This is a genomic window from Proteobacteria bacterium CG1_02_64_396 (assembly GCA_001872725.1).
In the GTDB taxonomy this organism is placed as follows: Bacteria; Pseudomonadota; MNWR01; order CG1-02-64-396; family CG1-02-64-396; genus CG1-02-64-396.
The window spans coordinates 1-23016 of record MNWR01000031.1; the positions used below are offsets into that span (position 1 = coordinate 1).

At 63.1% G+C, this 23016-nt stretch carries 19 protein-coding genes; 6 read left to right on the top strand and 13 right to left on the bottom strand.

The window, feature by feature from the left end; all coding sequences use genetic code 11:
- Window positions 1–193: 193 nt before the first annotated feature.
- The 8 genes from AUJ55_03695 to AUJ55_03730 form a co-directional block, all read right to left on the bottom strand.
- On the bottom strand, window positions 194–1528 hold the full coding sequence (locus AUJ55_03695; GenBank protein ID OIO59155.1) for a hypothetical protein: 1335 nt from the start codon (window positions 1526–1528) through the stop codon (window positions 194–196).
- An 87-nt stretch (window positions 1529–1615) separates the two neighbouring features.
- On the bottom strand, window positions 1616–2332 hold the full coding sequence (locus AUJ55_03700; protein ID OIO59156.1) for a hypothetical protein: 717 nt from the start codon (window positions 2330–2332) through the stop codon (window positions 1616–1618).
- A complete protein-coding gene (locus tag AUJ55_03705; protein ID OIO59157.1) occupies window positions 2332–2937 on the bottom strand; it encodes a hypothetical protein in 606 nt (201 codons plus the stop codon). Before AUJ55_03705 ends, AUJ55_03700 begins: the two co-directional genes overlap by 1 nt.
- A 135-nt stretch (window positions 2938–3072) precedes the next feature.
- Window positions 3073–3510, bottom strand: coding sequence for a chemotaxis protein (locus tag AUJ55_03710; GenBank protein OIO59158.1), 438 nt, complete (start codon window positions 3508–3510; stop codon window positions 3073–3075).
- Between the two features lie 146 nt (window positions 3511–3656).
- On the bottom strand, window positions 3657–5225 hold the full coding sequence (locus AUJ55_03715) for a hypothetical protein (GenBank protein ID OIO59199.1): 1569 nt from the start codon (window positions 5223–5225) through the stop codon (window positions 3657–3659).
- A gap of 353 nt (window positions 5226–5578) precedes the next feature.
- Window positions 5579–6025, bottom strand: a complete 447-nt coding sequence (locus tag AUJ55_03720) for a two-component system response regulator (GenBank protein ID OIO59200.1) — start codon at window positions 6023–6025, stop codon at window positions 5579–5581.
- Between the two features lie 4 nt (window positions 6026–6029).
- The gene (locus tag AUJ55_03725) at window positions 6030–8360 is read right to left on the bottom strand and encodes a hypothetical protein (GenBank protein ID OIO59159.1); all 2331 of its coding nucleotides are present in this window, start codon (window positions 8358–8360) and stop codon (window positions 6030–6032) included.
- A gap of 216 nt (window positions 8361–8576) precedes the next feature.
- Window positions 8577–11726 (bottom strand): cation transporter, encoded by a 3150-nt coding sequence (locus tag AUJ55_03730; GenBank protein OIO59160.1) that lies wholly within the window; start codon window positions 11724–11726, stop codon window positions 8577–8579.
- Window positions 11727–11809: 83 nt separating this feature from the next.
- Here AUJ55_03730 and AUJ55_03735 point away from each other — a divergent pair, with 83 nt between their 5' ends.
- Window positions 11810–12136, top strand: coding sequence for a hypothetical protein (locus tag AUJ55_03735; GenBank protein OIO59161.1), 327 nt, complete (start codon window positions 11810–11812; stop codon window positions 12134–12136).
- 127 nt (window positions 12137–12263) lie between these two features.
- Here AUJ55_03735 and AUJ55_03740 read toward each other — a convergent pair whose 3' ends face one another.
- The 5 genes from AUJ55_03740 to AUJ55_03760 form a co-directional block, all read right to left on the bottom strand.
- Window positions 12264–13571 carry a hypothetical protein gene (locus tag AUJ55_03740; GenBank protein OIO59162.1) on the bottom strand — a complete coding sequence of 436 codons (1308 nt, stop codon included), beginning with the start codon at window positions 13569–13571 and terminating at the stop codon, window positions 12264–12266.
- On the bottom strand, window positions 13568–14821 hold the full coding sequence (locus AUJ55_03745) for a hypothetical protein (protein ID OIO59163.1): 1254 nt from the start codon (window positions 14819–14821) through the stop codon (window positions 13568–13570). The genes AUJ55_03740 and AUJ55_03745 overlap by 4 nt, the downstream gene beginning before the upstream one ends.
- A gap of 76 nt (window positions 14822–14897) precedes the next feature.
- Window positions 14898–15329 carry a hypothetical protein gene (locus AUJ55_03750; protein ID OIO59164.1) on the bottom strand — a complete coding sequence of 144 codons (432 nt, stop codon included), beginning with the start codon at window positions 15327–15329 and terminating at the stop codon, window positions 14898–14900.
- A gap of 369 nt (window positions 15330–15698) precedes the next feature.
- Entirely contained in the window at window positions 15699–16292 is a 594-nt protein-coding gene (locus AUJ55_03755; GenBank protein ID OIO59165.1) for a hypothetical protein, read from the bottom strand.
- Window positions 16293–16312: 20 nt separating this feature from the next.
- On the bottom strand, window positions 16313–16777 hold the full coding sequence (locus AUJ55_03760; protein OIO59166.1) for a hypothetical protein: 465 nt from the start codon (window positions 16775–16777) through the stop codon (window positions 16313–16315).
- A gap of 193 nt (window positions 16778–16970) precedes the next feature.
- On the opposite strand from AUJ55_03760, the gene AUJ55_03765 reads away from it, so the two are divergent.
- The 5 genes from AUJ55_03765 to AUJ55_03785 all read left to right on the top strand — a co-directional run bounded on the left by AUJ55_03765 (window position 16971) and on the right by AUJ55_03785 (window position 23009).
- Window positions 16971–19505 (top strand): hypothetical protein, encoded by a 2535-nt coding sequence (locus tag AUJ55_03765; GenBank protein OIO59167.1) that lies wholly within the window; start codon window positions 16971–16973, stop codon window positions 19503–19505.
- Between the two features lie 93 nt (window positions 19506–19598).
- A complete protein-coding gene (locus AUJ55_03770; GenBank protein ID OIO59168.1) occupies window positions 19599–19784 on the top strand; it encodes a hypothetical protein in 186 nt (61 codons plus the stop codon).
- 25 nt (window positions 19785–19809) lie between these two features.
- Window positions 19810–20355, top strand: coding sequence for a hypothetical protein (locus AUJ55_03775; GenBank protein ID OIO59169.1), 546 nt, complete (start codon window positions 19810–19812; stop codon window positions 20353–20355).
- A 37-nt stretch (window positions 20356–20392) separates the two neighbouring features.
- On the top strand, window positions 20393–21598 hold the full coding sequence (locus tag AUJ55_03780) for a hypothetical protein (GenBank protein ID OIO59170.1): 1206 nt from the start codon (window positions 20393–20395) through the stop codon (window positions 21596–21598).
- Window positions 21599–21692: 94 nt separating this feature from the next.
- Window positions 21693–23009, top strand: coding sequence for a hypothetical protein (locus tag AUJ55_03785; GenBank protein ID OIO59171.1), 1317 nt, complete (start codon window positions 21693–21695; stop codon window positions 23007–23009).
- Window positions 23010–23016 lie beyond the last annotated feature (7 nt).

Here is a 23016-nt window from a genome sequence, read left to right on the forward strand (position 1 = left end):
AGATGGCCTACGTGCACGATCTGGACATGAGCGTGCGCCGCACCATCGCGCTGATCCGGGCGATGCCCAAGGTCAAGCCGATGGCGATGGAGGGGATGTCGCACTGAGCGCGGGGCGGCAGGTCGCAACAAAAAAGGGGCTCCGTTTCGGAGCCCCTTTTTGTTGGGGGTAGACGGGGTCGATCCGCCGGAGCTTACGGCGCCACCGCCCACACCTTGACGTCGTCGACCGAGAAGATCGTCTGGTTGTTGCACAAATAACCGAACGTCCCCCGCTCGTAGGTTTCGTCCTGGAATCCGGCCACGAATTGGCCGTTGAGGTACAGATCGAAGCGGCCGTCGACCCCGACGATCCGGACCGTGTTGTGCTCCCCTTTGCCCCGGCGCATCGCCCCGGTCGCCTCCTCTGGGGTGAGGTTTTCCCAGCTCCCCCGACGCCAGCGGTTGAAGGAGAAGGTGCCCCGTTGGGTCAGGTAGAGGGCGTAGCCATCGGCCAGGGCGTATTGGCCGTTGGAGCGGAAGATCAAGGTGACCCGGGCGTTGTCCCCCCCTTCCCAACGTAGATCGCTTTCCCAGACGAAGTCGGTGGAGTCGTTCAGGGTTCCACCGTAGTAGACGCGGGCATGCCAGCTCGGGGGGATGGTGTCGGCGTCGATGTACAGACGGCCATTGCGGTAGGGGGCCCCCTGGTTGCCTTCGGGGGCCAGAAGCTGCGAATCCATGGTGTCGTCGAGCAGCAGTTTGCCCGGTTTGGCCTGGGGATTCAGGGGGGCGCGGGCCAGACTTGGGGTGCCCAGGGGGATGGGATCGGGGGAGACCCGATCCCCCTTTTGGATCGTCACCCCCGCTTCGAGCCGGAGGATCGTCCCCTTGGATCGGGTGGGGCCGACCTCGGTCAGGCGCATCGTGCCGATTCGGTCGAGGTTGCTGAACAGCACCGCGCCGCTGTCGTCCCGCTCCACCTTGAGATGGGCGACGAAAAGCCGCTGCCCCGGTTTCATGCCGTCGTTTTCCCCCAGATCGACGAAGACCGTAGCTCCTTTGACCCCGAGGGCGGTTCCGACCAGGGGATAGGCCGAGGCCCATCCTCCGGCCAGCCATTTGGCGTTCCACTCGGGGATGGCCGAACCGGTCTGGGGCAGAACCCGCTCGACCTGCGCGGTTGCGACATCGACCACCGTAACCCCCAGGCTCACCTCATCCCCCGGCCCGTCGAGAATCTCGACCGCCGCGATTTTCTCGGCCCCCAGGATCTTTCCGAGTTCCACCACACGGGTGGCGTCGGCCACCCCCGAGATCTGCAACTTTTGTTCGGCCATCACCGCGGCCAACCGGTCGCGGTCCACCAGGGTGTAACGGCCGGAGGATGACAAATATCCGCGCAGGGCGCTCATGGCCGCCTCGGTTTTGGCGGCGCTCACCCCGGCACCGGGGACCGGCAGCAGGATGAAGCTGGTTTTGGCCCAGGCGGGGGGGGACAGCGTGAAGAGCAGCAACAGGGCGAGCAGCAGAGGTGGGCGGCGCGGCATGGGGGACCTCGACGAAGCTGGGTAGGGGGAACCTCGTCGCAGATTAAAACCGGTTCGCCGGATTGAAAACCGTTTGTGCCAAGGGGGTTACCCCACCCCGTACACCATCCCCCCCTGCCGTTCCAAACGATAGGGGCGGGAGGTGCGGCCCAACATCAGGGCCAGATCGCCGGTCGACCTCGGCGTGGCGACATGGCCGTGGCGTTGCAACAGCTGCAAATAGCGGTCGCTCCAGCGCTCGGCCAGCACCAGGTGGGACCAGGCGACGACCCCATCGTCGCGACAAACCCGTTCCATCTGTGTCAGCAGGGGTAGGGGATCGTCGAAGAGGTGGAGCACCCCCCACGACACCACCGCCCCCATGCTGTGTTCCAAAAAGGGAAGCGCGAAGGCGTTGCCTTGCAGCAGCAGAATGTCGGGGGGCAGCGCGCCGCCGTGGGCCCGTTTAAGCCGGTCGCGGGCCAAACGCAGCATGGCCAAAGAGCGGTCGAGCAGCAGCAGCGGACGGTGATGGGTGGCCAGATAGGGGGCCAGGGTGAACTTCAGGGTGCCGCAGCCGACGTCGAGGATCGGCCCCTCGTTCGCCGCCGCCAGCGCCTGGGCGGCGCGGCGGCGGTAGTCGGCCACCGAATTGCCCCAAACCACGCGGTTGTACAGGGGGTTGCCAACCACCCGGTCGTACCCCTTGGCGATGGGGTCGTAGTCGCTGGCAATCTCGGCGTCGGGCAGGCAGGTATGGATCCCCTCCTCCAACAGGCGCCAGTCGGTGCCGGGGATGGAGCGTTTGTCGAGACGTTGGCTCATCAAGGTCTCCTGTGGGCGGCAATCCAGGGCAGCAAAAGCGTGGCAAAAAGGGTTTCGAATCGGGTGAGCTCTCCCCCTTCGCGCAGCGCCCCGATCAGGGTCGCCAGGTAGAGGGCGAACAGGGTCTGGGTTGCACCTTCGATGGGGATGTCACTGCGCCATTGCCTCGTCTGTTGCCCCTGCAGCAGCACCTTGCCGACCTCCTCCAGAAACGCCTGGATCTGCCGGTCGAAGCGCTCCTTCCACCCCCCTTGAAGAAAGAGCCCCTCCTTGAGCAGAACCCGGCTGAGCTCGGGTTGCTCGGCGTAGAAGACAAACAGGGGGCGGAAGAGGCGTTGGAGCTGCTCGGCCAGGGGCAGCGGCGCCTGGGCGGCGTTGATCCCCTCGGCAATACGGGGCTCCAGCCCCTCCAGCAGCACGGCGGCGAGCAGGTTGAGTTTGTTGTCGAAATGCAGGTGGACCGACCCGACCCCGACCCCCGCCGCCTGAGCGATCTGCCGGATCGTTGTCTGTTCGTACCCCTGCCGGGCGAAGATGTCGCGTCCGGCGTGCAGGATCGCTTGCCGGGTCAGCGCTTTGGTTTCGTGCCGTGGTGGGGGAGGCATGTTCCCCTCTTATCGAATGAACATGTTCAGTGAACAGGTTCATTGGTAGCGCGAGGCGTGGCAGGGGTCAAGCGCAGACACAAAAAAAGGGGCCGAAAGGGCCCCTTGGGATGCTGGATCGAGGTGGTCTCAAGGTCAGAAGGTCGCCTCCCGACCCTTGAGGTTGTCGCGGTAGTACTTGGCGTACTTCATGTCTTCGGTGATGAGGTGGTTGATCAGGATGTCTTTGATCTCCATCCCCCCTTCGATCCACTCGGTTTGCAGGTCGGAATTTTCGACCCGCGCCTTGATGGCCAGTACATCCTTGATCGCCTCGGCGTGGCGCAGGGCGTGGACCGGGGCGTCGGGGTAGTGCCATTGGGCAAAAAGCCGCTCTTCGTGGTCGAAGTGTTGCACCGCGTCGTCGACGATCAGATCGAGCAACCGCTTGAGCTCCTCAAGATCCATGCGCTCGACGATCGCCTCGTTCAGATCGTTGATGAGTCCGGCAAAAATCTTGTGGTCCTCGTCGATCTCGTCGATGCCGACGCTCATCGCGTCGCGCCACTCGATCTTCCAGAGGTGGTTTTTCATCGCTGCAAATCCTCAATGCGGGGCTCAATAGCCAAAGGGCGTCGTCATCCAATTGTCGTTATAGGGAAAAGTCCCACGACCGGTTCGGACAAGCAAGGGTTGAGGGTGTTTGGCGCGGTCGCATGGGCGCGGGGGGATGACGCGCATCAGGGGGGGAAGCTAAACCCGCGCGCCCGAAACAGGGCCAAGCAGGCATCGACCACAATCGGGTCGTACAACACCCCCCGATGGCGCTCGATCTCCTCCAGCGCCGCCTCGATCCCCAGGCCGGGCCGATAGGGGCGATGGGAGGACATCGCCTCGACCACATCGGCCACTGCGAGAATTCGCGCCTCGGGCAAGATCTGCCCCCCCGTGAGCCCCTGCGGGTAGCCGGAGCCGTCCAGCCGCTCGTGGTGTTGCAACACGATCTGGGCGATGGGCCAGGGGAAGGTCACCCCCTTGAGGATGTCGTGCCCCGCCTGGGCATGCTCCTTGATGATGGCGAACTCAAGGGGGGTGAGTTTGCCCGGCTTGGAGAGGATCTCGGCCGGGGTATGGATTTTCCCCAGGTCATGGATGCTGGCCGCCAGATGGATGCCGTGGATTTGCTCCTCGGGTAGCCCCATCTCTTGGGCAATGGCGGCGGCCAGATCGGCCACCCGACGTTGGTGTCCGGCGGTATAGGGATCGCGTGCCTCGACGGTGGCGGCGACGACCTGGATCGATTGCTCCAGGCTTTGGCGCAGTTGAATCCCATGTTGCTCGTGGGCGATCCGGGTGCGCAGGGTCAGGATTCCATAGGCCAGGTCGCTGGCCAGTTCCTCCAGCAATTGGACCTCGTCGGCCAGGTCGAAGGCGTGGGTTTGCTGGGCGTAGATGCTTAAGGCGCCGAAGGTCCCCTGGGGCGAGACCAACGGAAGGGCGATGTTCGAAAGGTAGCCCCGTTCCAGCGCTGCTTGATGCCATGGGGCAAAGGAGGGGTCGTTTTCGATGTCGGGGCTGGTCTGGGTGGTGGCGGTGCGGATGGCGCGGGCGACCGGCAACTGCCCCCCCTCGTTGTCGCCCCAGCTCAGGTCGTGCGTCCAGTATTCCCGCTCTTCCATACTCGACCAAGCCATGGGGGTCAGGCTTTTTTGCGGGTCGTCCTGGGCAAAATCGACCACCGCCAAGGCATACCCCCCCTCCTCGACAATGACCCGGGTGACCGCCCGCAGCAGCTGCGCTTCGCTGACGGCGCGCACCAGCGCCAGATTGCCCGCCGACAGGGTTTTCAGCGCCCGGTTGGCGCGGCGCAAAGCATCTTCTGCCTGCTTGCGCTGGGTGATGTCGCGGACGATGCCCACCGCCTGCCATCGCCCGGCTTGCTCCATGGCCGACAGCGACAGCTCGATGGGGAATTCCTCCCCGGTACGACGTCGTGCGATCAGTTCAATCGTCTTGCCGATCACCGGGCCTGTACCGGTTTGGTAAAACTGGGATAGCCCGCGCTGGGCCTCCTCCCCAAAGCGTTGGGGCGCCAGCAGGGTGTGCAGATCTTGTCCCAGCGCCTCGTTGGCGCTGTAGCCGAAGATGGTTTCGGCGGCGGGGTTGAAAAAGGCGATTTTCCCGGCGTCGTCCAGCATCAGGATGGCGTCCCGGGCGGTGGTCGTGATGCTGCGCAGTTGTTCCTGACTTTGGCGATGGCGGCGGATTTCCTGCGCTTCGGCCAATGCGCGACGAATGGCCGAAGGCAGCCGGGCCAGCCGGTCCTTGAGGACGTAATCGTTGGCCCCGGCATGGATCAGCTCGACCGCCTCGATGTCGGGCAGAGCGCCGGTGACCATGACCACCGGCAGGTCGGGATGATCGAGCCGCACCATGCGCAGGGCGTCCAGGCCGGTGAAGGCGGGCAGGTTGTAATCGCTCAAGATGATGTCGGGATGGAATTCCCTCAGCGCTTGATCGAAGGCGGCGCTGGTGGTCACCCGGCGGACCGTGAAGGCGATCCCCTCTTTGCGCAGCTCGTGCTCCATGAGCTGGGCGTCCGAGGGGGTGTCCTCCAGCATGAGAATACGCAGTTCTTGGGGGGGAGTGGTTTCGGGCACGATTACCTCTTCGTCGCCAGCGGCGGTCGATTGACCAGCAGCCAGTACATGCCCATTTCGGCCACCGTTTTGGCGAACGCGTCGAACTCCACCGGTTTGCTGATGAAGCTGTTGACCCCCAGGTTGTAGCTTTCGGCCACATCGCGGTCCTCTTTGGAGGAGGTCAGCACCACCACCGGGATGGTTCGGGTCCGTTCGTCGGACTTGATGCGGCGCAGTACCTCCATGCCGTCGACCTTGGGCAGACGCAGGTCGAGCAGGATCACCTTGGGGCCGTTTTCGACCGAACGGTGGCTGTAGTCGCCTTGGGCGAAGACAAAATCCAGCGCCTGCGCCCCGTCTTTGACCCACTCCAGCTTGTTGGCCAGGTGTTGTTTGTTCAGGGCACGGATCGCCAGCTCTGCGTCGGTGGGGTTGTCCTCCACCAACAGGATCTCAACTTCGTTCATCGCTTCACTCATGATGCGTCTCCTCGATGGGCAGCGTGAAATAAATGGTTGCACCCTCCCCAACACGACCTTCTGCCCACACCCTGCCGCCATGCCGGGTTACGACCCGTTTGACGATGGCCAGGCCGATGCCGGTCCCCTCGAACTCCTCGATGCTGTGCAGTCGCTGGAAGACCCCAAAGAGTTTGTCGGCGTAGCGCATATCGAAGCCAACCCCGTTGTCGCGGACGAAGTAGATCGTCTCCCCCTCCCCCGGCGTGGCCCCCACGACAATGTGGGCCTGCGCCTTGGGGGCGGTGAACTTGATGGCGTTGGTCAGCAGGTTGACGAAGACCCGCTCCATCATGGCGCGGTCGGCATGGGCGCTGGGCAACGGCTGGATCTCCACCTCCACCTGCCGGTCGGCCATGTTGGGGGCCAGCTCCGCCAGGGTGCCGCGCACCAGCGCCGCCATGTCGATCGCGCCCAACCGCATCTCCTGACGGCCGGTGCGCGAAAAACTCAAGATGTCGTCGATAAGCTGGGCCATCCGCTGGGTGTTGTCCCGCACCACATTGAGCAGCCGCTGCCCCTCGGCGTCGAGTGTGGTCGCGTATTCCTCCAGGACGATCTGTGAAAAACCGTCGATGGCCCGCAGCGGCACCCGCAGATCGTGGGAGACCGAGTAGGCGAACGATTCAAGCTCGGCGTTGGCCTCTTGCAGCTCTTGGGTGCGCTGCGCCACCCGTCGTTCCAGGTCGCGGTTGAGCTGTTTGATGGCGTTTTCCGCCAACACCTGCTCGGTGATGTCGTGCACCGTCCCCACCGAGCGCAGCGGCTTGCCCTCATCGTCGTAATAGGTCTTGCACCGTTCGTTGACGTATTTCACCCGGCCATCGTTCATCAACAGGCGGTGCACGATGTTGTAGGGGGTGTGGTTGGCGACCGACTCGGTATAGGCGTTGTTGACCCTGTCGCGGTCGTCGGGATGGATGCCATGGAGGAAGGCCTCGTAGGAGGCGCCGAATTGCTTCGGGTCGATTTCGAAGATGCGGTAAATCTCGTCGGACCAGGTCAATACGTTGTGGATCAGGTCGAGGCTCCAGTTGCCCAGGTGGGCCATGCGCTGCGCCTCGGCCAGGCTGCGCTCGCTGCTGCGCACCTCCTCCTCGGCCTGCTTGCGCGTGGTGATGTCCATGACCACCCCCTGAACCCTGCTGGGGTTGCCGCCTGCATCGCGCACCAGCTCCCCACGCGCCAACATCCACCCGTGGTCGCCCCCCGTTTTCACCATCTCCAGTTCAATCTCGTAGGGGGTGCCGGTTTCGACGGCGCGGGCGATGGAGGCGCTCAACCGCGCCCAGCTTTCGGGGGTGAACAGTTTTTGGGATTCGGTCAGCAGCGGCGGCGGCAAGGCGGGGTCGAAACCGTACATCTCGTAAAGCACCTGGGACCAATAAACCTCGGTGGTCGCCAGATCGACATGCCAACTGCCCAAATGGGCGATGCGCTGCGCCTCGGCAAGGCTGCGTTCGCTACGCTGTAGCTCCTCCTGAGCACGCTGAATCGCCGTGATGTCGCGGAAGACCACCACCGCCCCGGTGGTGTGTCCCCCCTCTTGGATGGGGGTGCTGACGAAACCGACCTGGAAGCTGCTGCCGTCCTTGCGCCAGTACACATCGTTGCCACGATGCACCACCCCCTGGATGTAGGCCTCCTGAACCGGGCACTCCGACTCCGGGTAGGGGTGGCCGTCGGCGGTGGTGTGGTGGAACAGAGGGTGGGTTTTTTGCCCCAGGATCTCGTCGACGCCGAAACCGAGGAGCTGAGCGGCGGCGGGGTTGACGAAGGTGCAGCGCCCCTCGGGATCGAGGCCGTAGATCCCCTCTCCGGCCGCATTCAAGATCAGTTGATTGCGCTGACTCAACTGCACGACTTCCGCCTGCGCCTTGTTGAGTTCGGTGATGTCGCGGGCGGCGGCGAAGACCCCCAACACCCTGCCCGCCGGATCGCGGTAGACGCTGGCGTTGTAGAGAACGTCGCTGAGATGGCCATTGCGATGGCGCAGGGTGAGGGGGTAGTTGGTCACGACCCCTTCGGCAAAGACCTGCTGATACCCCTGCCGGGCCTTGTCCGGTTCGGTGAAGTAGTCTGAAAAATCGGTGCCGATCAGCGCCTGACGCGCCACCCCGGTCGCCTCGACGGTGGCTTGGTTGACGTCGGTGATCTTGCCCTGGGCGCTGATGGTGACCAGGGGGTCGAGACTGGCCTCGATCAAACTGCGGGTGTATTGGGCGACATCCTCGTGCCCCGAGGAGGGGGAGGAAGGGGGGGCTTTTTCGGGGGGACGAGTCATGGAATCTCCTGCGGCGGGTATCGTTTGGTCTCGAATTCACGCGGGCGTTTGCGCCCGCCGCGTCGGGTCTTGTCGCGGTGGTTCCCCTTCGCCCCGCAAGTGGGGCGAGGGGGCTCAAGCATCCCGTGCGACCACCTGTTCATCCGATGTTGTTGTTTTGCCGAGCGGCGGGGGTTGGTTGGCCGCCTGTGGGTGGATGCGCTGCGCTGATCCACCCTACGGGGCCTTGTCCTCCTGTGGCTGCCAGCGCTGCAAAACCCAGCCGTAGAGCAGCGGCAACACCACTAAACACAGCAACAACGTCGAGATCATCCCCCCCACCATCGGGGCGGCGATCCGCTGCATCACCTCGGATCCTGCACCGTGACCGACAAAGATCGGCATGAGCCCGGCGATGGTCGAAAGGGCGGTCATGGCGATGGGGCGCACCCGCTGCGCCGTGCCCGCTTGTACCGCCCCCCAGATTTCATCCCCCGTTAGCCTGCGCCCCAACGCCTTGCTGCGGCTTGCCGTCTCTTGGTCGATGAAGGTCAGCACCAGCACCCCGATTTCGGCGGCGACCCCGGCCAGCGCAATGAAACCGACCCCCACCGCCACCGAGAGGTTGAAATGCAGCAGGTCGAGCAACCAGATCCCCCCGACCAGGGCGAAGGGGATCGAGGCCATCACCAGCAGCGGTTGACGCAGGTTGCCGAAGTGCAGGTGGAGCAGCAGAAAGATCAGCGCGAGCGTCACCGGCACGATCAGTTGCAGCCGCTCCTTGGCGCGGGTCATGTATTCGAACTGCCCCGACCAAATCAAGGTGTAACCAGGGGGAATCTGCACCTGGTCAACCACCGCCTGCTGGGCGCGGGCCACATAGCCGCCGATGTCGGAGGTGGCCGGATCGACATACACCCAGGCGTTGGGACGGGCGTTTTCGCTCTTGATGACCGGCGCCCCCCGGTGCAGATCGAGCGTGGCCACCAGCTTGAGGGGGATCTGCGCCCCGCTGGGGGTCGCAATCAAGAGCCGCCCGATGGCGTCGGGGTCGCCGCGCAAATCGCGGGGATAGCGCAGGTTGACCGGGTAGCGGGCCAGCCCCTCCACCGTAGAGGTGACCGTCATCCCCCCCAGCGCGGTTTGAATCACCGATTGAATATCGTCCACCGCCAGGCCATAGCGGGCGGCGGCCTGCCGGTCGATGGCGATGTCGAGGTAATACCCCCCGGCGGTCCGGTCGCCGAAGGCCGACAGGGTGTCGGGCAGGGTTTTGATCGCCTCCTCCACCTGCAGGGAGAGATCTTGCAGTACCTCCAGGTCGGGGCCGGAGATCTTGATCCCCACCGGGGTTTTGATTCCGGTCGCAAGCATGTCGATCCGGGTTTTGATCGGCATGGTCCAGGCGTTGGCCAGCCCTGGGTATTGAATCGCGGCGTCCATGCGCCGCATCAGCTGCGCGGTGCTCTCTTCGGGGTTGGGCCACTGCTCTTTGGGTTTCAGGCGGACGGTGGTTTCGAGCATGGTCAGCGGCGCCGGATCGGTGGCGGTGTCGGCCCGCCCCACCTTGCCAAAGACCGAGGCCACCTCGGGGAAGGTGTGCAGGATCCGGTCGGTCTGCTGGAGTAGCTCGCTCGCCTTGGTGATCGACAGGCCGGGGAAGGTGGTCGGCATGTAGAGAATGTCCCCCTCGTCGAGCGGCGGCATGAACTCCGTGCCCAGGCGACTCAAAGGAATCCAACTGGCGGCAAGCAGCAGGGCGGCGGCCAGCGCCACGACAACCCGATAGCGGATGGCGCCCGCCAAAATCGGGGTGTGCAGCGCCGTCAGGGCGCGGCTCAGGGGGTTGCGGGCTTCGGGCAGAATGTTGCCGCGCAGCAGGTAACCCATCAGTACCGGCACCACCGTCACCGCCAAGATCGCGGCGGCCGCCATGGCATAGGTTTTGGTGAAGGCCAGCGGCGCGAAAAGCCTTCCCTCTTGGGCTTGCAGGGTCAGCACCGGCAAGAACGACACGGTGATGATGAGCAGGCTGAAGAACAAAGCGGGGCCGACCTCGACCCCGGCGCTGCGGATCGCCGACCAGCGCTCGGCCTGGGTTAGGGGGCGAGCCAGCTCCTCGGCGGCCCGTTCCAAGTGTTTGTGGCCGTTTTCGATCAGCACGATGGCGCCGTCGACCATGGCGCCGATGGCAATGGCGATGCCCCCCAGCGACATGATGTTGGCGTTGATCCCTTGCAGCTTCATCACCAGCAGCGCCGCCAAGATGCCCAGCGGCAAGGTGACGACGGCGACCAGGGCGGAGCGCAGATGCAGCAAAAAAGCCAGGCAGACCAGGGCGACAATGATCGATTCCTCGATCAGGGTGGTTTGCAGGGTCGCCACCGCCCGCTCAATCAAGCTGGAGCGGTCGTAGACCGGGACGATTTCGACCCCCGGGGGCAGTCCAGGGGTTAATTCCGTCAGCTTTTTCTTGATCCCCTCGATGGCGGCCAGGGCGTTTTCACCCAAGCGGACAATCGCCACCCCCCCGGCCACCTCCCCCTCGCCGTTGAGCTCGGCCACCCCCCGGCGCAGCTCCGGCCCCAGGTGGATGTGGGCGACCTGCCCGAGCAGGATGGGGACCCCATGCGGGTTAACCCCCAGGGGGACGGCGGCCAGGTCGTCGACCCCGTGCAGGTAACCTAGCCCCCGCACCATGTACTCGGTTTCGCCCATCTCAACCGTCCGCCCCCCGACATCTGAGTTGGAGCGGACGATGGCTTGACGCACCTTGCTTAAAGAAATGCCCGAGGCGGCAAGCCTCTCGGGGTCGATCTCGACCTGGTACTGCTTGACCATCCCCCCGATGGAGGCGACCTCGGCCACTCCCGGCACCGTTTGCAGGGGGTAGCGCAGGTACCAGTCTTGAATCGAGCGCAGGTCGGCCAGATCGTGCTGCCCGTTGCGGTCGACCAGGGCGTACTCGAAGACCCAGCCGACCCCAGTGGCGTCGGGTCCCAGGGTGGGGGCGACCTCGGCGGGGAGTTTGCGGGCGGCGCCGCTGAGCGCCTCCAACACCCGGGAGCGCGCCCAGTAAAGGTCGGTCCCCTCCTCAAAAAGGACGTAGACAAAGCTCACCCCGAAGAAGGAATACCCCCGCACCGTCTGCGCCTTGGGGACCGCGAGCATGGCGGTGGTCAGGGGGTAGGTGACCTGGTCTTCGACCACCTGGGGCGATTGTCCGGGGAAGTCGGCGCTGACAATGACCTGGGCGTCCGACAGGTCGGGGATGGCGTCGAGCGGGGTGGTTTTGGCGGCCCAGAGTCCGGCGGCGGCGAGTAGGGCGGCCAAAATCAAGACCAGCGCCGGATTGCGGGTCGAGGCGGTGATGAGGCGGGCGATCATGGGCGAACTCTGGCAGGGAGGGGTGCCGTGTTGGGCGGCAAGAAATCCCCCCCGACCCCCCTTTTGAGAAGGAGGGGGTGCCCATGGGAGAGGTCGGGGCGAGGTTTCTCAGCGCCCATGGGGGAGGCCCCAGCCAAGCCGACTGCAAGGCGGCAAAGGGTGAGGCGGAGGTCTTGCCCCCCCCGTGCCAAAGGGGGGGTAGGAGCCTGTCGGACGTGAGGCCGTCCTACTGCGTCGGCGGGGAATCGGTTTATTTCCCTGCCCTTTTTCGGCACATAGTCACCACTGTGATCCTCAAAAGGGCAAAAAAACGACCTCGACTCCCCATCCGACTCGCTACGGACGCTCAAGCCCGACAGGCGCCTAGGAGTCTGTCGGACTTGAGATCGTCCTACTGCGCCGGCGGGTAATCGGTCCAAATTTCCCCGGTTTTTCGTCACATAGCCACCACTATGATCCTCGATTCCCCACTCGGCTCGCTACGGACGCTCAAGCCCGACAGACTCCTAGGGGGGATTTTTATGCGGCGGTCGCGGCTCATGGCCTGCCCCCCGGCAGCGTCATCCCTTTCAGGCTCATCCCGCCCATGTCGAGGTCGCCCGCATCCTGCTCGACCTGGGGCGCCATCCGCTTGGCCACCGCCTCGCGCAGGCTCGACTCCGAATCGATCAAAAACTGCGCCGAGGTCACCACCGTCTCCCCCCCCTTGAGCCCTTTGAAAATCTCGGCCCGCCCATCTTCGATCCTCCCAACCGTCACCTCGCGCGGCTCGAAGCGTCCCTCGCCGGCGGCGATGAAAACCCGGTCGTGCTTGCCGGAACGGACCACTGCCTCCAGTGGCACCGTCACCCCCTGGCGAGGGGCGGTTCTCAGGGTGAGTTGGGCGTACATGCCGGGGCGCAGACGCAGGTCGCGGTTGTCGAGCTCGACCCGGACCTGGGCGGTGCGGGTCGCCGCCTCGACCACCGGGGCGATGAAGGCGACCGTGCCGTGCAAGATCTGCCCTGGCAGGGCGGGCAGGGCTATGTCGGCCAGATCCCCTACCTTCACCTGTTCGATGTCGTCCTCGTAGACCGCCCCCTCGACCCAAACCCGGCTCAGGTCGGCGATCTCGTACAGGGTGGTCGCGGGGGTGACGTAGCCGCCGGGGCGCACCCCGATTTTGAGCACCTGGCCGCCCTGTGGGGTATGAATATGCAGGGCGGTTTTTGGGGCGCCCCCCGCCTCAATCTCTTTGATTTGGTGGGGGGGCACCCCGAGCAGCTCCAACCGCCGCCGCGCCGCCTGGGTCACCGGGCTGGTCGCCCCCTCTTGGCGCAGCGCCAGCAGATACTCCTCTTGACTGGCGATCTGGGTGGGGGAGTAGAACGCCAGCAGCATGGCGTCGGGGGCGACCTTCTCGCCTGTCTCCGAAACGAATAGCCGCTGGACCCACCCCTCGCTGCGGGGGTGGATCCGGGTCAGCCGGTTTTCGTCGGGGACCACGTTGCCCCAGGCGGCGACGGTGGTGTGGATTGTCCCGACCTGCGCCTGGGCGGTACGCACGCCCAGGTTTTGGCGCACCACCGGATTAATGGTGACCGTCCCGACCGGATGGTCGCCCCCTTCCGAGTCCGCATAGACCGGGATGTAGTCCATTCCCATCTCGTCCTGGGCCGGGACGGGGGAGGTGATCGCCGGATTCATGGGGTTGCGATAAAAGAGGGGCTGCGGTTGCACCGTGGCGGGCGTTGCGGCTTGTGTCCCTTGGGAAGATTGGGGTTGGGCGGGGAGAAGCCACCCTCCCGCACCGGCCCCGACCATTCCCCCGGCGACCAGCCCAAGCAGTAAGGATTTCGCGTTCATGGGGTCACCTCCTGGCCGACGGCGGCGTCGAGCCGCGCCTGGGCCTGGAATGCAAGGATGCGGGCACGCAGCGCCATCACGGTGTCGCTCAGTTGCGTCAGCCGGGCCCGGACCAGGTTGAGAAAATCGACCTTGCCAACCCCGTAGGCCGCCTCCATCGCGGTCACTGTTCCCTGGGCGGCGGGGAGGATGCGCTCGTCGTAGTCGGCGACGGTGGCGAGGTATCGATTGAGCTCGGCGACCAGGGCGATCACCTCGGCCCGCACCCGGTTTTCGGCTTGGTGCCGTCGGTGCCCGGCGGCGCTTTGCTCCGACCGGGCCTGGTCGAGCAGGGGCACCTGGCGGCTGGAGCCGTGCAGCGGCAAGGTCGCCGAGAGGGTGATCGAGGCCAGATCGCGGCGGTTGCCGCTGCGGATGCCGTAGCTCGCCCCCAGATCGAAGGTGGGGATCCAGGCGCTGTCGGCCAACCCCACCCCCGCCCGCGCGCCAGCAATTTCGGCGGCGGCGGCCATCAGCAGGGGACGGGCTTGCAGCGCTTTCGCCATCGGGGGGGTGGGTTCGACGTGGGCGGGCAGGGGGGGGAGATCCCTGTCGGGCAACATGATCGGGGTGTTTGGGGGCAGATCGAGCAGGGCGGCGAGCTGGGCCTGCGCGCCGGCGCGCTGCGCTTGGAGCGCCGCGATGGTCGGGTCGATCCTGGCCCGCTCGGAGCGCGCCAGCCAGACATCGCCCTGGAACCCCTTGCCGACCCGGTAGCGGGCCTCGGCCCCCTCCACCAACCGATTGAGCTCCTCGGTGGTTTGCCAGTGCAGCGCCAGCGCCCGGTCGAGGTAGGCCAGATGCCACCAGGTCAGCTTGACCTCCCGCGCCAGGGCAAGACGTGCTTCAGCCAGTTGGGCCTGCCCCCCGGCCGCTTTGGCCTGGGCAATCTGCCGTTGCAGATCGAGCCGTCCGGGATAGGGGAGCGGCTGCGTCACCCCCACCACCACCTGGGTCATTGGGTCGCGGTCCAGTCCCGGCGCGCTCGGGGGCATGTTGACCACCCCCAGGCTCGCCTTGGGATCGGGCAGGACCCCGGCAGGTTCGACCGCCGCTTGCAGCCCGGTCAGGCGGGCCTCGATGGCTGCCAAATTGGGATTGTGGGCCAGAGCCTGGGCGACCGCTTGGTTCAGGGAAAGGGGGGCATCCTGGGCCTGGGCACCCCAGGGCAGGGCGAGCGCGACAAGCCAGAGGCAACGGAAGATCGACATGGGGTGCATCCTGATCGGTCGGTGGAATGGGACCGCACGACAACGCCCCGGCACGGGCCGGGCGAGGATCAGGCAATCAACAGATCAGGCGGGCAGACCCCACCCCAGAAGAGGGGGGCGGCGTTCGCAAGGTAGGGAAAACGGTGGTTTGGGGGGCGGGGCGCGGCAGGGGTAAGAGCGCCATCACGACCGGCAGGGGACTGGCGAGGTCGAGCCAAGCGCCGTCGACCGGCGCTGCCCCGGTGGGCAGATGTCCCCCTTGGGCCGGGTCGATGCAGCAGCCGTGGGGGTCGTGGGGGGCGGCGCTGCCGGTTTGTGCCTCATTCTCATTGCAGCAGAAGGGCTTGGCCGCCTTCTCATGCCCCTGGCGGTGCATCCCGTCGGCGGGGCATGCAGCCCCTGCCTGGGGTTGCTCCATCCCTTCGTGACCGCAGGCGTGCGCCGACGCGCCGACGCTCAACAGCGTCAGGGCCAACAGCAGCGGGGTCAGAAGACGGGACAGGGTCATGGCATCCACAAAGGATCGAAAGGTTCGAGGACGGCAAAGGTAGGTTGAGGCGAGGAACTTCAGCAAGTTTCCCCTGGGTGCGCGCAAGCTTTAGGGAAACGCCGATTCAAGGCATCCTGCCTTGAATCGGCACGCCTGGCAAAAACCAAAAGCAGGCGCCCTGATGCGACAAGTAGGAGCGCCGCCCTCGGCGCGATTGCGTCTGATGCTTAGGTCGCCTCCTACGACAGCGCGCCATTTTGGCAGCCCATCCCTGGGCTGCTCGGAAGCGCCGAATAAATCGGCGCTTCCCAAAAACTTGTGGAGATGCCCGGCGAGCGCAGGATGCGCGAGCGTTTCAGGAGCGTAGGCGATGGAAAGAGGGTTTCTTTATTCGGCGGGCAGCTGCCCGGTGGCGTCGATCTGCCGCAGCAGTTCGATCACCTTGGGATCGCCCCAGGGGTAGGCGCCGATCACCTTGGTCAGCAATACCCCATCCTTGCTGATGACGAAGGTTTCGGGGTACTTGGTCACCCCGAGCAGCGGTTCTGAGATGCCGCGACCGTTGGGATCTTGAAACAGGGGGAAGGGGATCCCCGCTTGGCCGGTGTAGGCGGCCAGTTGCCGGATGTCGTTGTCGACCGACAGCCCCGCCACCACGAAGCGTTCTTCGGGCAGTGCCTTTGAAAGCGCAATCAGGTCGGGCATCTCCTCTCGACAGGGGGGGCACCAGGTGGCCCAGATGTTCAGGATGACCGTCTTGCCCTTGAAGAGCGCGGTCGAGTCGACCCGCTTGCCGTCCAGGGTGGTCAAGACCAACCGGGGAAAGGGTTTGCCCTCGACCGGCAGGCCGATGTATTGGCCGGTCGCGGCAGGGGCGACGGATGTCGATCCCTTCGGCGTGGGGGCGCTCGGCTCGCTGGAGCAGGCGCTCACCAGCAAGGCGGCGAGCAGGGTCAGGGTCAGGCGGTACAGTTTCAACATGGGGTTTCTCATTGCGGCCTTCAAGGCTCGTTCGGGTACCAGATGCCGGTGAAGTGTTTGGCGCCGTCGTCGGTCATGAAGAGCACCATGATTTGGTGGGCGCCCTGCGCCGACAGGTCGTATCCGGCCATCCACCACCCCCCCATTTTCATCAGCATGTGGGACTCCTCGACGTCGCCGGGGTGGATCACCTTGGAATTGGCGCCGGTCGGCATCACCTCGCCTCCCCCCTGGGCGAACTTCACCATCAGGTTGTGGGTGCCGCCGTGGTCCATGTCGGGGGTGGTCGGCATGACATGAAAGGTCACAGCGATGCCATCGACCTCAACGGTGCGCATGAACATCCCGGTCTGACCATGGCTGGCATGGGGATCGGCGCCGTGGTTCATGCCGGGCATGGTGTGGCCGGTGTGATCCTCGGCCTGGGCGGCCAAGGGGGCGGTCAGCAGGGTGGCCATCGCGGCCAAAAGCCAAAAAGGTTTCATGAATCGAGCCCCTGGATGGGTGGGGAAAGGTTCGGTTTGGGGAGACGGCTTGGGCCAAAGGGTGGGGAGCATAACCCAGGGTTGGGGACGTTGCTCAAGACAAGAGCGTTGTTCCCGCCCGTGGCTTGCCTGGCCCCGGCGGGGCGGGCAAGCTGCCCCTCCCCTTGTTGCATCGGTCTCATGGAGAACAGGCATGAACAGTCGGGACTTCAGTCTGCGCAAGACCCTCAAACGGTTCGGCTCCGAGAGCCTGAACGGCCCCCAGTTGGCAATGCCCGACGCAAGTGCTGCCGAGCGCCGCCGCATCCTTGAGGTCATCATGTGGGTGGCGGTGGTCATCCTGGTGGTGGTGGGGCTGATCCAATTCCCCGCCGGGTACGCCCGTATCGGTTGGTTCGATTTGTCGCTGGCCCTGCTTTTTTACCCCTTGATTCGCATGGTTCGCAGCGGTCGCAACCAGATTCTGGTCGAGACCCTGATTTTGCTGGTCATCATCCCCCTGTATTTGACGCTGCTGGTCGATGGCGGTATCGGAAAATCGGGGATCTTCTGGCTCTTCACCTACCCCCTGTTCGCCTTCGTTTTTAAAGGAAAATTCGGCGGCTGGGTGTGGACCGTGGGGTTCCTGATGCTGGTGGGGGCGATGGTGGGGCTGCGCGAGGCGGGGTTGATGACCTTGGCCTTCGACAACGATACCTTGACCTATTTTGCGGTCAGTTATCTGTTCGTGGCCATGTTCGCCCAACTCACCGAATGGAGCCGAGATCGCCACCACAGCCGCCTGCAAGAGGCCAACCAGGTGCTGGGCCGGGAGGTGGAGCGGCGGCGCATCGCCGAAGAGGGTCACCGTTTGGCCGAGGAGCGGCTGACCCGCTGCCTCGATGGCTCGCGCATCGGGGTGTGGGATGCCCAGTCCTCCCACGGCGAGGTCTTCGTCTCCCCCAGCTTTCGTGAATTGGTGGGGATTTCGGGCAACCAACCGTTGACCTTCGACGAGATGAAGGGGTGGCTTCACCCCGCCGAACGGGAATCGGTGATCGCCCACATCTTCGGCGAGGGGTTGGGGAGCGGTCCGTTTTCGCTGGAACACCGACTGCGTCATCCCGATGGCGACTACTTCTGGGTGATGCACCGGGGCCGGGTCGAGCGCGACCCGAGCGGATCGTTGATACGGGCATCCGGATCGCTGATCGACATCGGCGAGCTGGTGCACACCCGAACCGACCTGGGGCAGGCGTTGCAAAAGGCCGAGGAGTCGGGGCGGCTCAAATCGGAGTTCGTTGCCAACGTCAGCCATGAAATTCGCACCCCGCTGATGGGGGTGCTGGGGATGGCCGAGTTGATTCTCGATACCGAGCTGACTGCCCAGCAGCGCCACCAGATTGAGGCGATCGGGACCAGCGCCCGCACCTTGCGGCGCATCCTCGACGATATTCTCGATTTCTCCCGCCTCGAAAACCGTGGGGTCGAGTTGGTCGAAGCCCCCTTCGATCCCCGCCGTCTGGTCTGGGAAAGCGCCCGGCTGATGATCCCGCGCCGTCCCAAGTTGCGCTACGGGATCTACATCGACCCCGAAATCCCCATGCAGCTGCTCGGCGACCGGGACCGGCTGGCCCAAGTACTCGGCAATTTGATTGGTAATGCCGCCAAATTTACCCCCGAGGGGGCGATCCACATTTCCCTGACGCGAGAAGAGGATGAAAAGGGGGGGTGGATCAAGTCGATGGTGTGCGATACCGGCATCGGCATCTCCGAGCAGGTGCAGCACCTGCTGTTTCAACCCTTCAGTCAGGTTTCGGGGGAGGCTGCGAGGCTGCACGGCGGCTCGGGGTTGGGGCTGGCGATCTCGCGGCGGTTGGTCGAGGCGATGGGGGGGGAGATCGGAGTCGAAAGCCGCGAGGGGGAGGGGGCATGTTTTTGGCTGCGCCTCCCCCTCGAAGAGCCCCCCAAGGGTGAAAACCTGCGTCACGCCCTGGGGGGGCGTCGCATCCTGCGGTTGGGGGATGCCTGCGCCGAGGGGGAGCAGGCCTGGCGCGCCTGGGAGGTCGACTGCCTTTCGGAGGGGGCGAGCGAAGGATTCGATGCGGTGGTGGCGGTGGAGGAGACGGTCCCTAGCGATCCGGTGCAGTGGCGGCAAGAGCGACTGGGGGGAGGCAAAGATCCCAGCATTCCGGTGCTGATGATTGTTCCCCCCTGGCCGGGGGATCGTCTGCCCTGGCATCTGCTGGAGGGGGGGATCGAGGCGGTTTTGCCCGCCGGGGTGCCCATGCGAGGGTTTGGTCGAACCCTGGCCGGCATCCTTCCCTCCCAGCCGGTCGCCGACGACCGCAGCGGGGTGGTGCGACGCCATTTGCGGGTGTTGCTGGTCGAGGATCAGCCGATCAGCCGCGAGGTTTTGACGATGCAACTGCAAAAGCTGGGGGTCGAGGTTGAAAGTGCGGTCAACGGTGAGGAGGCCTGCACCCGCTTCGCCGAGCGCCCCTTCGATCTGGTGCTGATGGATTTGCAAATGCCGGGGATCGACGGTTTTAGAGCCACCAAACGGATGCGGATTCTCGAAGAGCGGACCGGGATCCACACCCCCATCATCGCCTTGAGTGCCAGCGCCCTGAGTGAAGACCGGCAGCGCAGCATGAACGCCGGGATGGATGGTTTTCTGGGCAAACCGGTGGAGACCCAGGATTTGCGCAGGTTGATTGATGAGTATTGCCCGGAGGTGGGGGAGTAGGAGGGGCTGACCAGAACGGCCAGAATGTAAATTGGCGTCAATTTTGCGGAGATGTCCCTCAAGGCCGAGAATCCGGGCCGCAAAGGAGCGGTGATGGAAAATCTCAACATGGGGGTTGCTTTGCTCCGAAACAAGCGTGGCGTATCTCGCTACGGGCGTGGATCCCGTGCGATGCCCGGGGCGATTGACTACACTACGCGCCCAGTGGGCCATGAGAAGGGCCAACTAAAAGCAAGGTTGAAACAGGTATTCCCGGAGCGGGGCGACGAAGTGGGTTAGAGACGACCTTCGCGGGAGGGCCGTTGTGCAAACAGGGGTGGTGAATAGGGTGGCGAAACTAAATGTTGGGTGCGGGCGAGATATTCGCAGTGATTTTGTCAATTTGGATGTCGTTCAACTTCCGGGAGTCAATGTCGTCCACGATTTGGAAGCGTTTCCTTGGCCGTTCGAGGACTCGACCTTCGACGAGATTCACCTCATCAATGTGTTGGAACATTTGCCCGACACCATTCGCACATTGGAGGAGCTGCACCGAATTTCAAAACCTGGTGCCACGGTGATTGTCCGGGTTCCATTCTGGAACTCCCCCGACATGCTGGCCGATCCCACGCACAAGAAATCGTTCAGCGAGCGAACCCTCAATTTCTTCGATCCCGACTTTCCCGAGTGCAAAGATCGCCCCTACTACAGCAACGCCCGATTCAAGATCGAGCGCAAGTATGCCTACGTTCGAATGCGTTATTACCTCAAGATCGGTATCCCCCTGCTAACGATCCCCCTGTTTTTTTTAGCCCGTTTTATGGGGGCCATCGTGTGGGTGATCGAGTTCAAGATGACAGCCAGAAAGTGACAGAGTTATTTCAACCTTGGCCGGGCATGTCGTTGCCATGAAAAAAAATGTTTTATGGATGCTGTTGTCGGTGTTCAGCATCCAGGGAGCGGCCTACATCGGGCAGTTGATTCTGGCTGGGATGTTGACGGTCGAGGGTTTCGCCACGGTTCGAACCGTCGAGGCGACCTTGCAGGTGTTGGCGACCGTGGCGCCGCTGGGGATGTCCCTGCTGGTGGTTCGGCTGGCGTCGCAGTCGACCGAGTCAGCGCAAACGGGCAGGGTGTTGACCTCCTACATGACGATTGCCGGGGTTTCGGCCCTCATCGTAGCGAGCCTGGGGGCGGCAGTTGTGGCGCTGCACCCCACGCCGGTGGGGGAGTATTTCGGCGCATTGGTGTGGGTGGTGGTGCTGACAAGCGTTGGACGCACTGCGCTCAACTATTTTTACGGCAAAGAGCGCTTCGGGCTTATTTCGGTCACCACGTTCGTCGCCTCGGCGGCCTCCTTGGGGCTGTTGGTGGTGTTGGTCGACCGTTGGCAGATGGATGGTTGGGTATTTTCGCGCTACGTGGCGGAAGGTTTGGTTGTCCTAGCGGGGATCTATTTCGTCGGGCCGATGCTGTCCCGGCACCGCATGTTATGGGGTGAGATCGCAGAGGTATGCCGCGAAGGGGTGGCGGTTTCAGCGTCGTTGATTTTTAGGAGCGCCATCGACAACGCCCCCTTCCTGATCTTTGCCTTCCTGGCAGCGTCGCAGGTCGAGATCGCAATCTATGGGATGTGCACGCTTCTGGTTGCGGGGGCGATGATCCTGCCTTCCAGTTTGGTCGGGGTCATGTTGCCCCGCTACGGGAAAATCCAACAAAACGCCCCTGAGGAGTTGCTGGGCCAGCATCGAAAGTATGAACGTTATGTGGCGCTTTCCGGTGTGGTTGTTGCGCTGGCCCTGGTAGGATTGGGATTGTTGGCACAGCAATTTTCGGGGAAGTTTTCCGATGTTTATCCGTACATTGCCATTGTTGCAATGATCGTTCCGATTCGGGCATTGGCCGCATTGAATGGAAATATTTTGTTTGTTAGAGCACAAACGGCGATTGGCGCCAGAATTAATATTATTTGTGCCGTTGCCATTGTGGTATTGTCGCTTTTCTCGGGCCATGTCTATGGGTTGTGGGGGGTTATAGTGGCGAGTTTGCTTTCCGAGTTTGCTGCCATGGTTGTTTTTCGCCTGTATGCAAATAAATCAGCCGTCAGGCGCTAAGATTTTTTCTTACCATTGGGAATTGGACTCGCCGCGCTAGTAACGTTTATGTGCGTGGGGATCTGGTTGATTAGGGTTGACCATGGAATCAATTGTGACGGTGTTGTTGTGTGTTTATCTTGCGGCGACACTGCGCTACAGCGGTGGTATTTATGGTTTTTTGAAGCTGTTCTTGTTTGCACATGTTTTTGGGGATTTCATCTCGGATGATTATTGGACATATACGCAAACTAATTATAACGATCTGAGGGATATTCCGAGCGATGTCCGGCTTTATGGGAATCTGTATCTTGGCATTGCGATTTTTGCCGCCGACGTTGGTTTTTTATTGGTTCGTCGGTACTTGATGAAGAATGACAGGGTTGTGCATTATGGTGGTCAGTGTGGTTTCGGTGTTTCCAAGCCGCTGGGCCTGACGCTGCTTGTCGTTGGATTTTCTGTCGATTTGTTTATTGCATCTAAAGTCGGTTTTTTGTACGTAACCCCCTCCGAAACCGTTGGGTACTACGGGTTGTATGGCGTTGCAAACACATTGATACCGATTGGAGCAGGCGCCTTTTTTGGGTTGAATATCATTCCGGCAATGGTTGTTTTCCTGGTTGCGTCATTGTTTTCTTATTCAAAAGCCCAGGCAGTAATTTCTTTATTATTGTACCTTGCGTATTGTGCTTATGGCTATGGAATAGTCCGACTTCGTGCCGCAGTTGTGCGTGAAATATTCTCTGTCAAAGGGGTGGCTATTGTACTGATCATGATCACCCTGATAGGGGCTCGGGTGGTAACCCGGTCGGGGGGGCAGATGGGGGATGTTGCCATTGATGGATTGGCAAGGAATATAATTCTTGCAACGGACGCCCGGTTTTTAGGTGGGATCCATCGCACCTATCTCGCCGCTACAGATGAGGTGTTGTCGGGGCGAATGGAGACAATGGAGGGGTATTACCATTTTCAAACCCTCTATCTCTGGATCCCGCACGCATTATGGAAAGACAAACCTCCCGTCGCTTCGCAAGAGGTGTATTTTTATGTACATGCAATCGAGCCTTATGGAACATCATTTGCTATTAATCCATTCGGGTATTTGTTGATTGATTATGGATTGTTTGGGGCCTGGTTTGGGATGTTGCTCCTTGGCGCCGGATTGGCATATATCGAGGGACGGCTCGTCAGGGGTGTCTCGCACTGGAGTACCTCCGAAGACAAGAGGGCAATGGGAGCAGGGTTTATTGCGGTTTGGGTGGCATTGTCTTTTCCGCTATCTGAAGCAGGGATTCCACCACTGATTCTTTTAGGGGGAAGTTATTCTGTGGCGTGCGTCGTAGGCTTTCTTGCTTACAGGGCCGTTTGTCTCGTAGGGCCCCGACGTCCTTTTCTGGGGGCAGCAAAGCAAGAAAAAAGCCATCAGGATTAGATGTCAG

Bases quoted from the DNA above. Each gene is read 5' to 3' on its own strand.
- AUJ55_03755 (OIO59165.1), bottom strand. From the start codon at position 16,292: ATGTTGAAACTGTACCGCCTGACCCTGACCCTGCTCGCCGCCTTGCTG.
- AUJ55_03735 (OIO59161.1), top strand. From the start codon at position 11,810: ATGGGAGAGGTCGGGGCGAGGTTTCTCAGCGCCCATGGGGGAGGCCCC.
- AUJ55_03770 (OIO59168.1), top strand. From the start codon at position 19,599: ATGGAAAATCTCAACATGGGGGTTGCTTTGCTCCGAAACAAGCGTGGC.
- AUJ55_03730 (OIO59160.1), bottom strand. From the start codon at position 11,726: ATGATCGCCCGCCTCATCACCGCCTCGACCCGCAATCCGGCGCTGGTC.
- AUJ55_03720 (OIO59200.1), bottom strand. From the start codon at position 6,025: ATGAACGAAGTTGAGATCCTGTTGGTGGAGGACAACCCCACCGACGCA.
- AUJ55_03710 (OIO59158.1), bottom strand. From the start codon at position 3,510: ATGAAAAACCACCTCTGGAAGATCGAGTGGCGCGACGCGATGAGCGTC.
- AUJ55_03740 (OIO59162.1), bottom strand. From the start codon at position 13,571: ATGAACGCGAAATCCTTACTGCTTGGGCTGGTCGCCGGGGGAATGGTC.
- AUJ55_03695 (OIO59155.1), bottom strand. From the start codon at position 1,528: ATGCCGCGCCGCCCACCTCTGCTGCTCGCCCTGTTGCTGCTCTTCACG.
- AUJ55_03780 (OIO59170.1), top strand. From the start codon at position 20,393: ATGAAAAAAAATGTTTTATGGATGCTGTTGTCGGTGTTCAGCATCCAG.
- AUJ55_03750 (OIO59164.1), bottom strand. From the start codon at position 15,329: ATGACCCTGTCCCGTCTTCTGACCCCGCTGCTGTTGGCCCTGACGCTG.
- AUJ55_03765 (OIO59167.1), top strand. From the start codon at position 16,971: ATGAACAGTCGGGACTTCAGTCTGCGCAAGACCCTCAAACGGTTCGGC.
- AUJ55_03725 (OIO59159.1), bottom strand. From the start codon at position 8,360: ATGACTCGTCCCCCCGAAAAAGCCCCCCCTTCCTCCCCCTCCTCGGGG.
- AUJ55_03700 (OIO59156.1), bottom strand. From the start codon at position 2,332: ATGAGCCAACGTCTCGACAAACGCTCCATCCCCGGCACCGACTGGCGC.
- AUJ55_03745 (OIO59163.1), bottom strand. From the start codon at position 14,821: ATGTCGATCTTCCGTTGCCTCTGGCTTGTCGCGCTCGCCCTGCCCTGG.
- AUJ55_03705 (OIO59157.1), bottom strand. From the start codon at position 2,937: ATGCCTCCCCCACCACGGCACGAAACCAAAGCGCTGACCCGGCAAGCG.
- AUJ55_03760 (OIO59166.1), bottom strand. From the start codon at position 16,777: ATGAAACCTTTTTGGCTTTTGGCCGCGATGGCCACCCTGCTGACCGCC.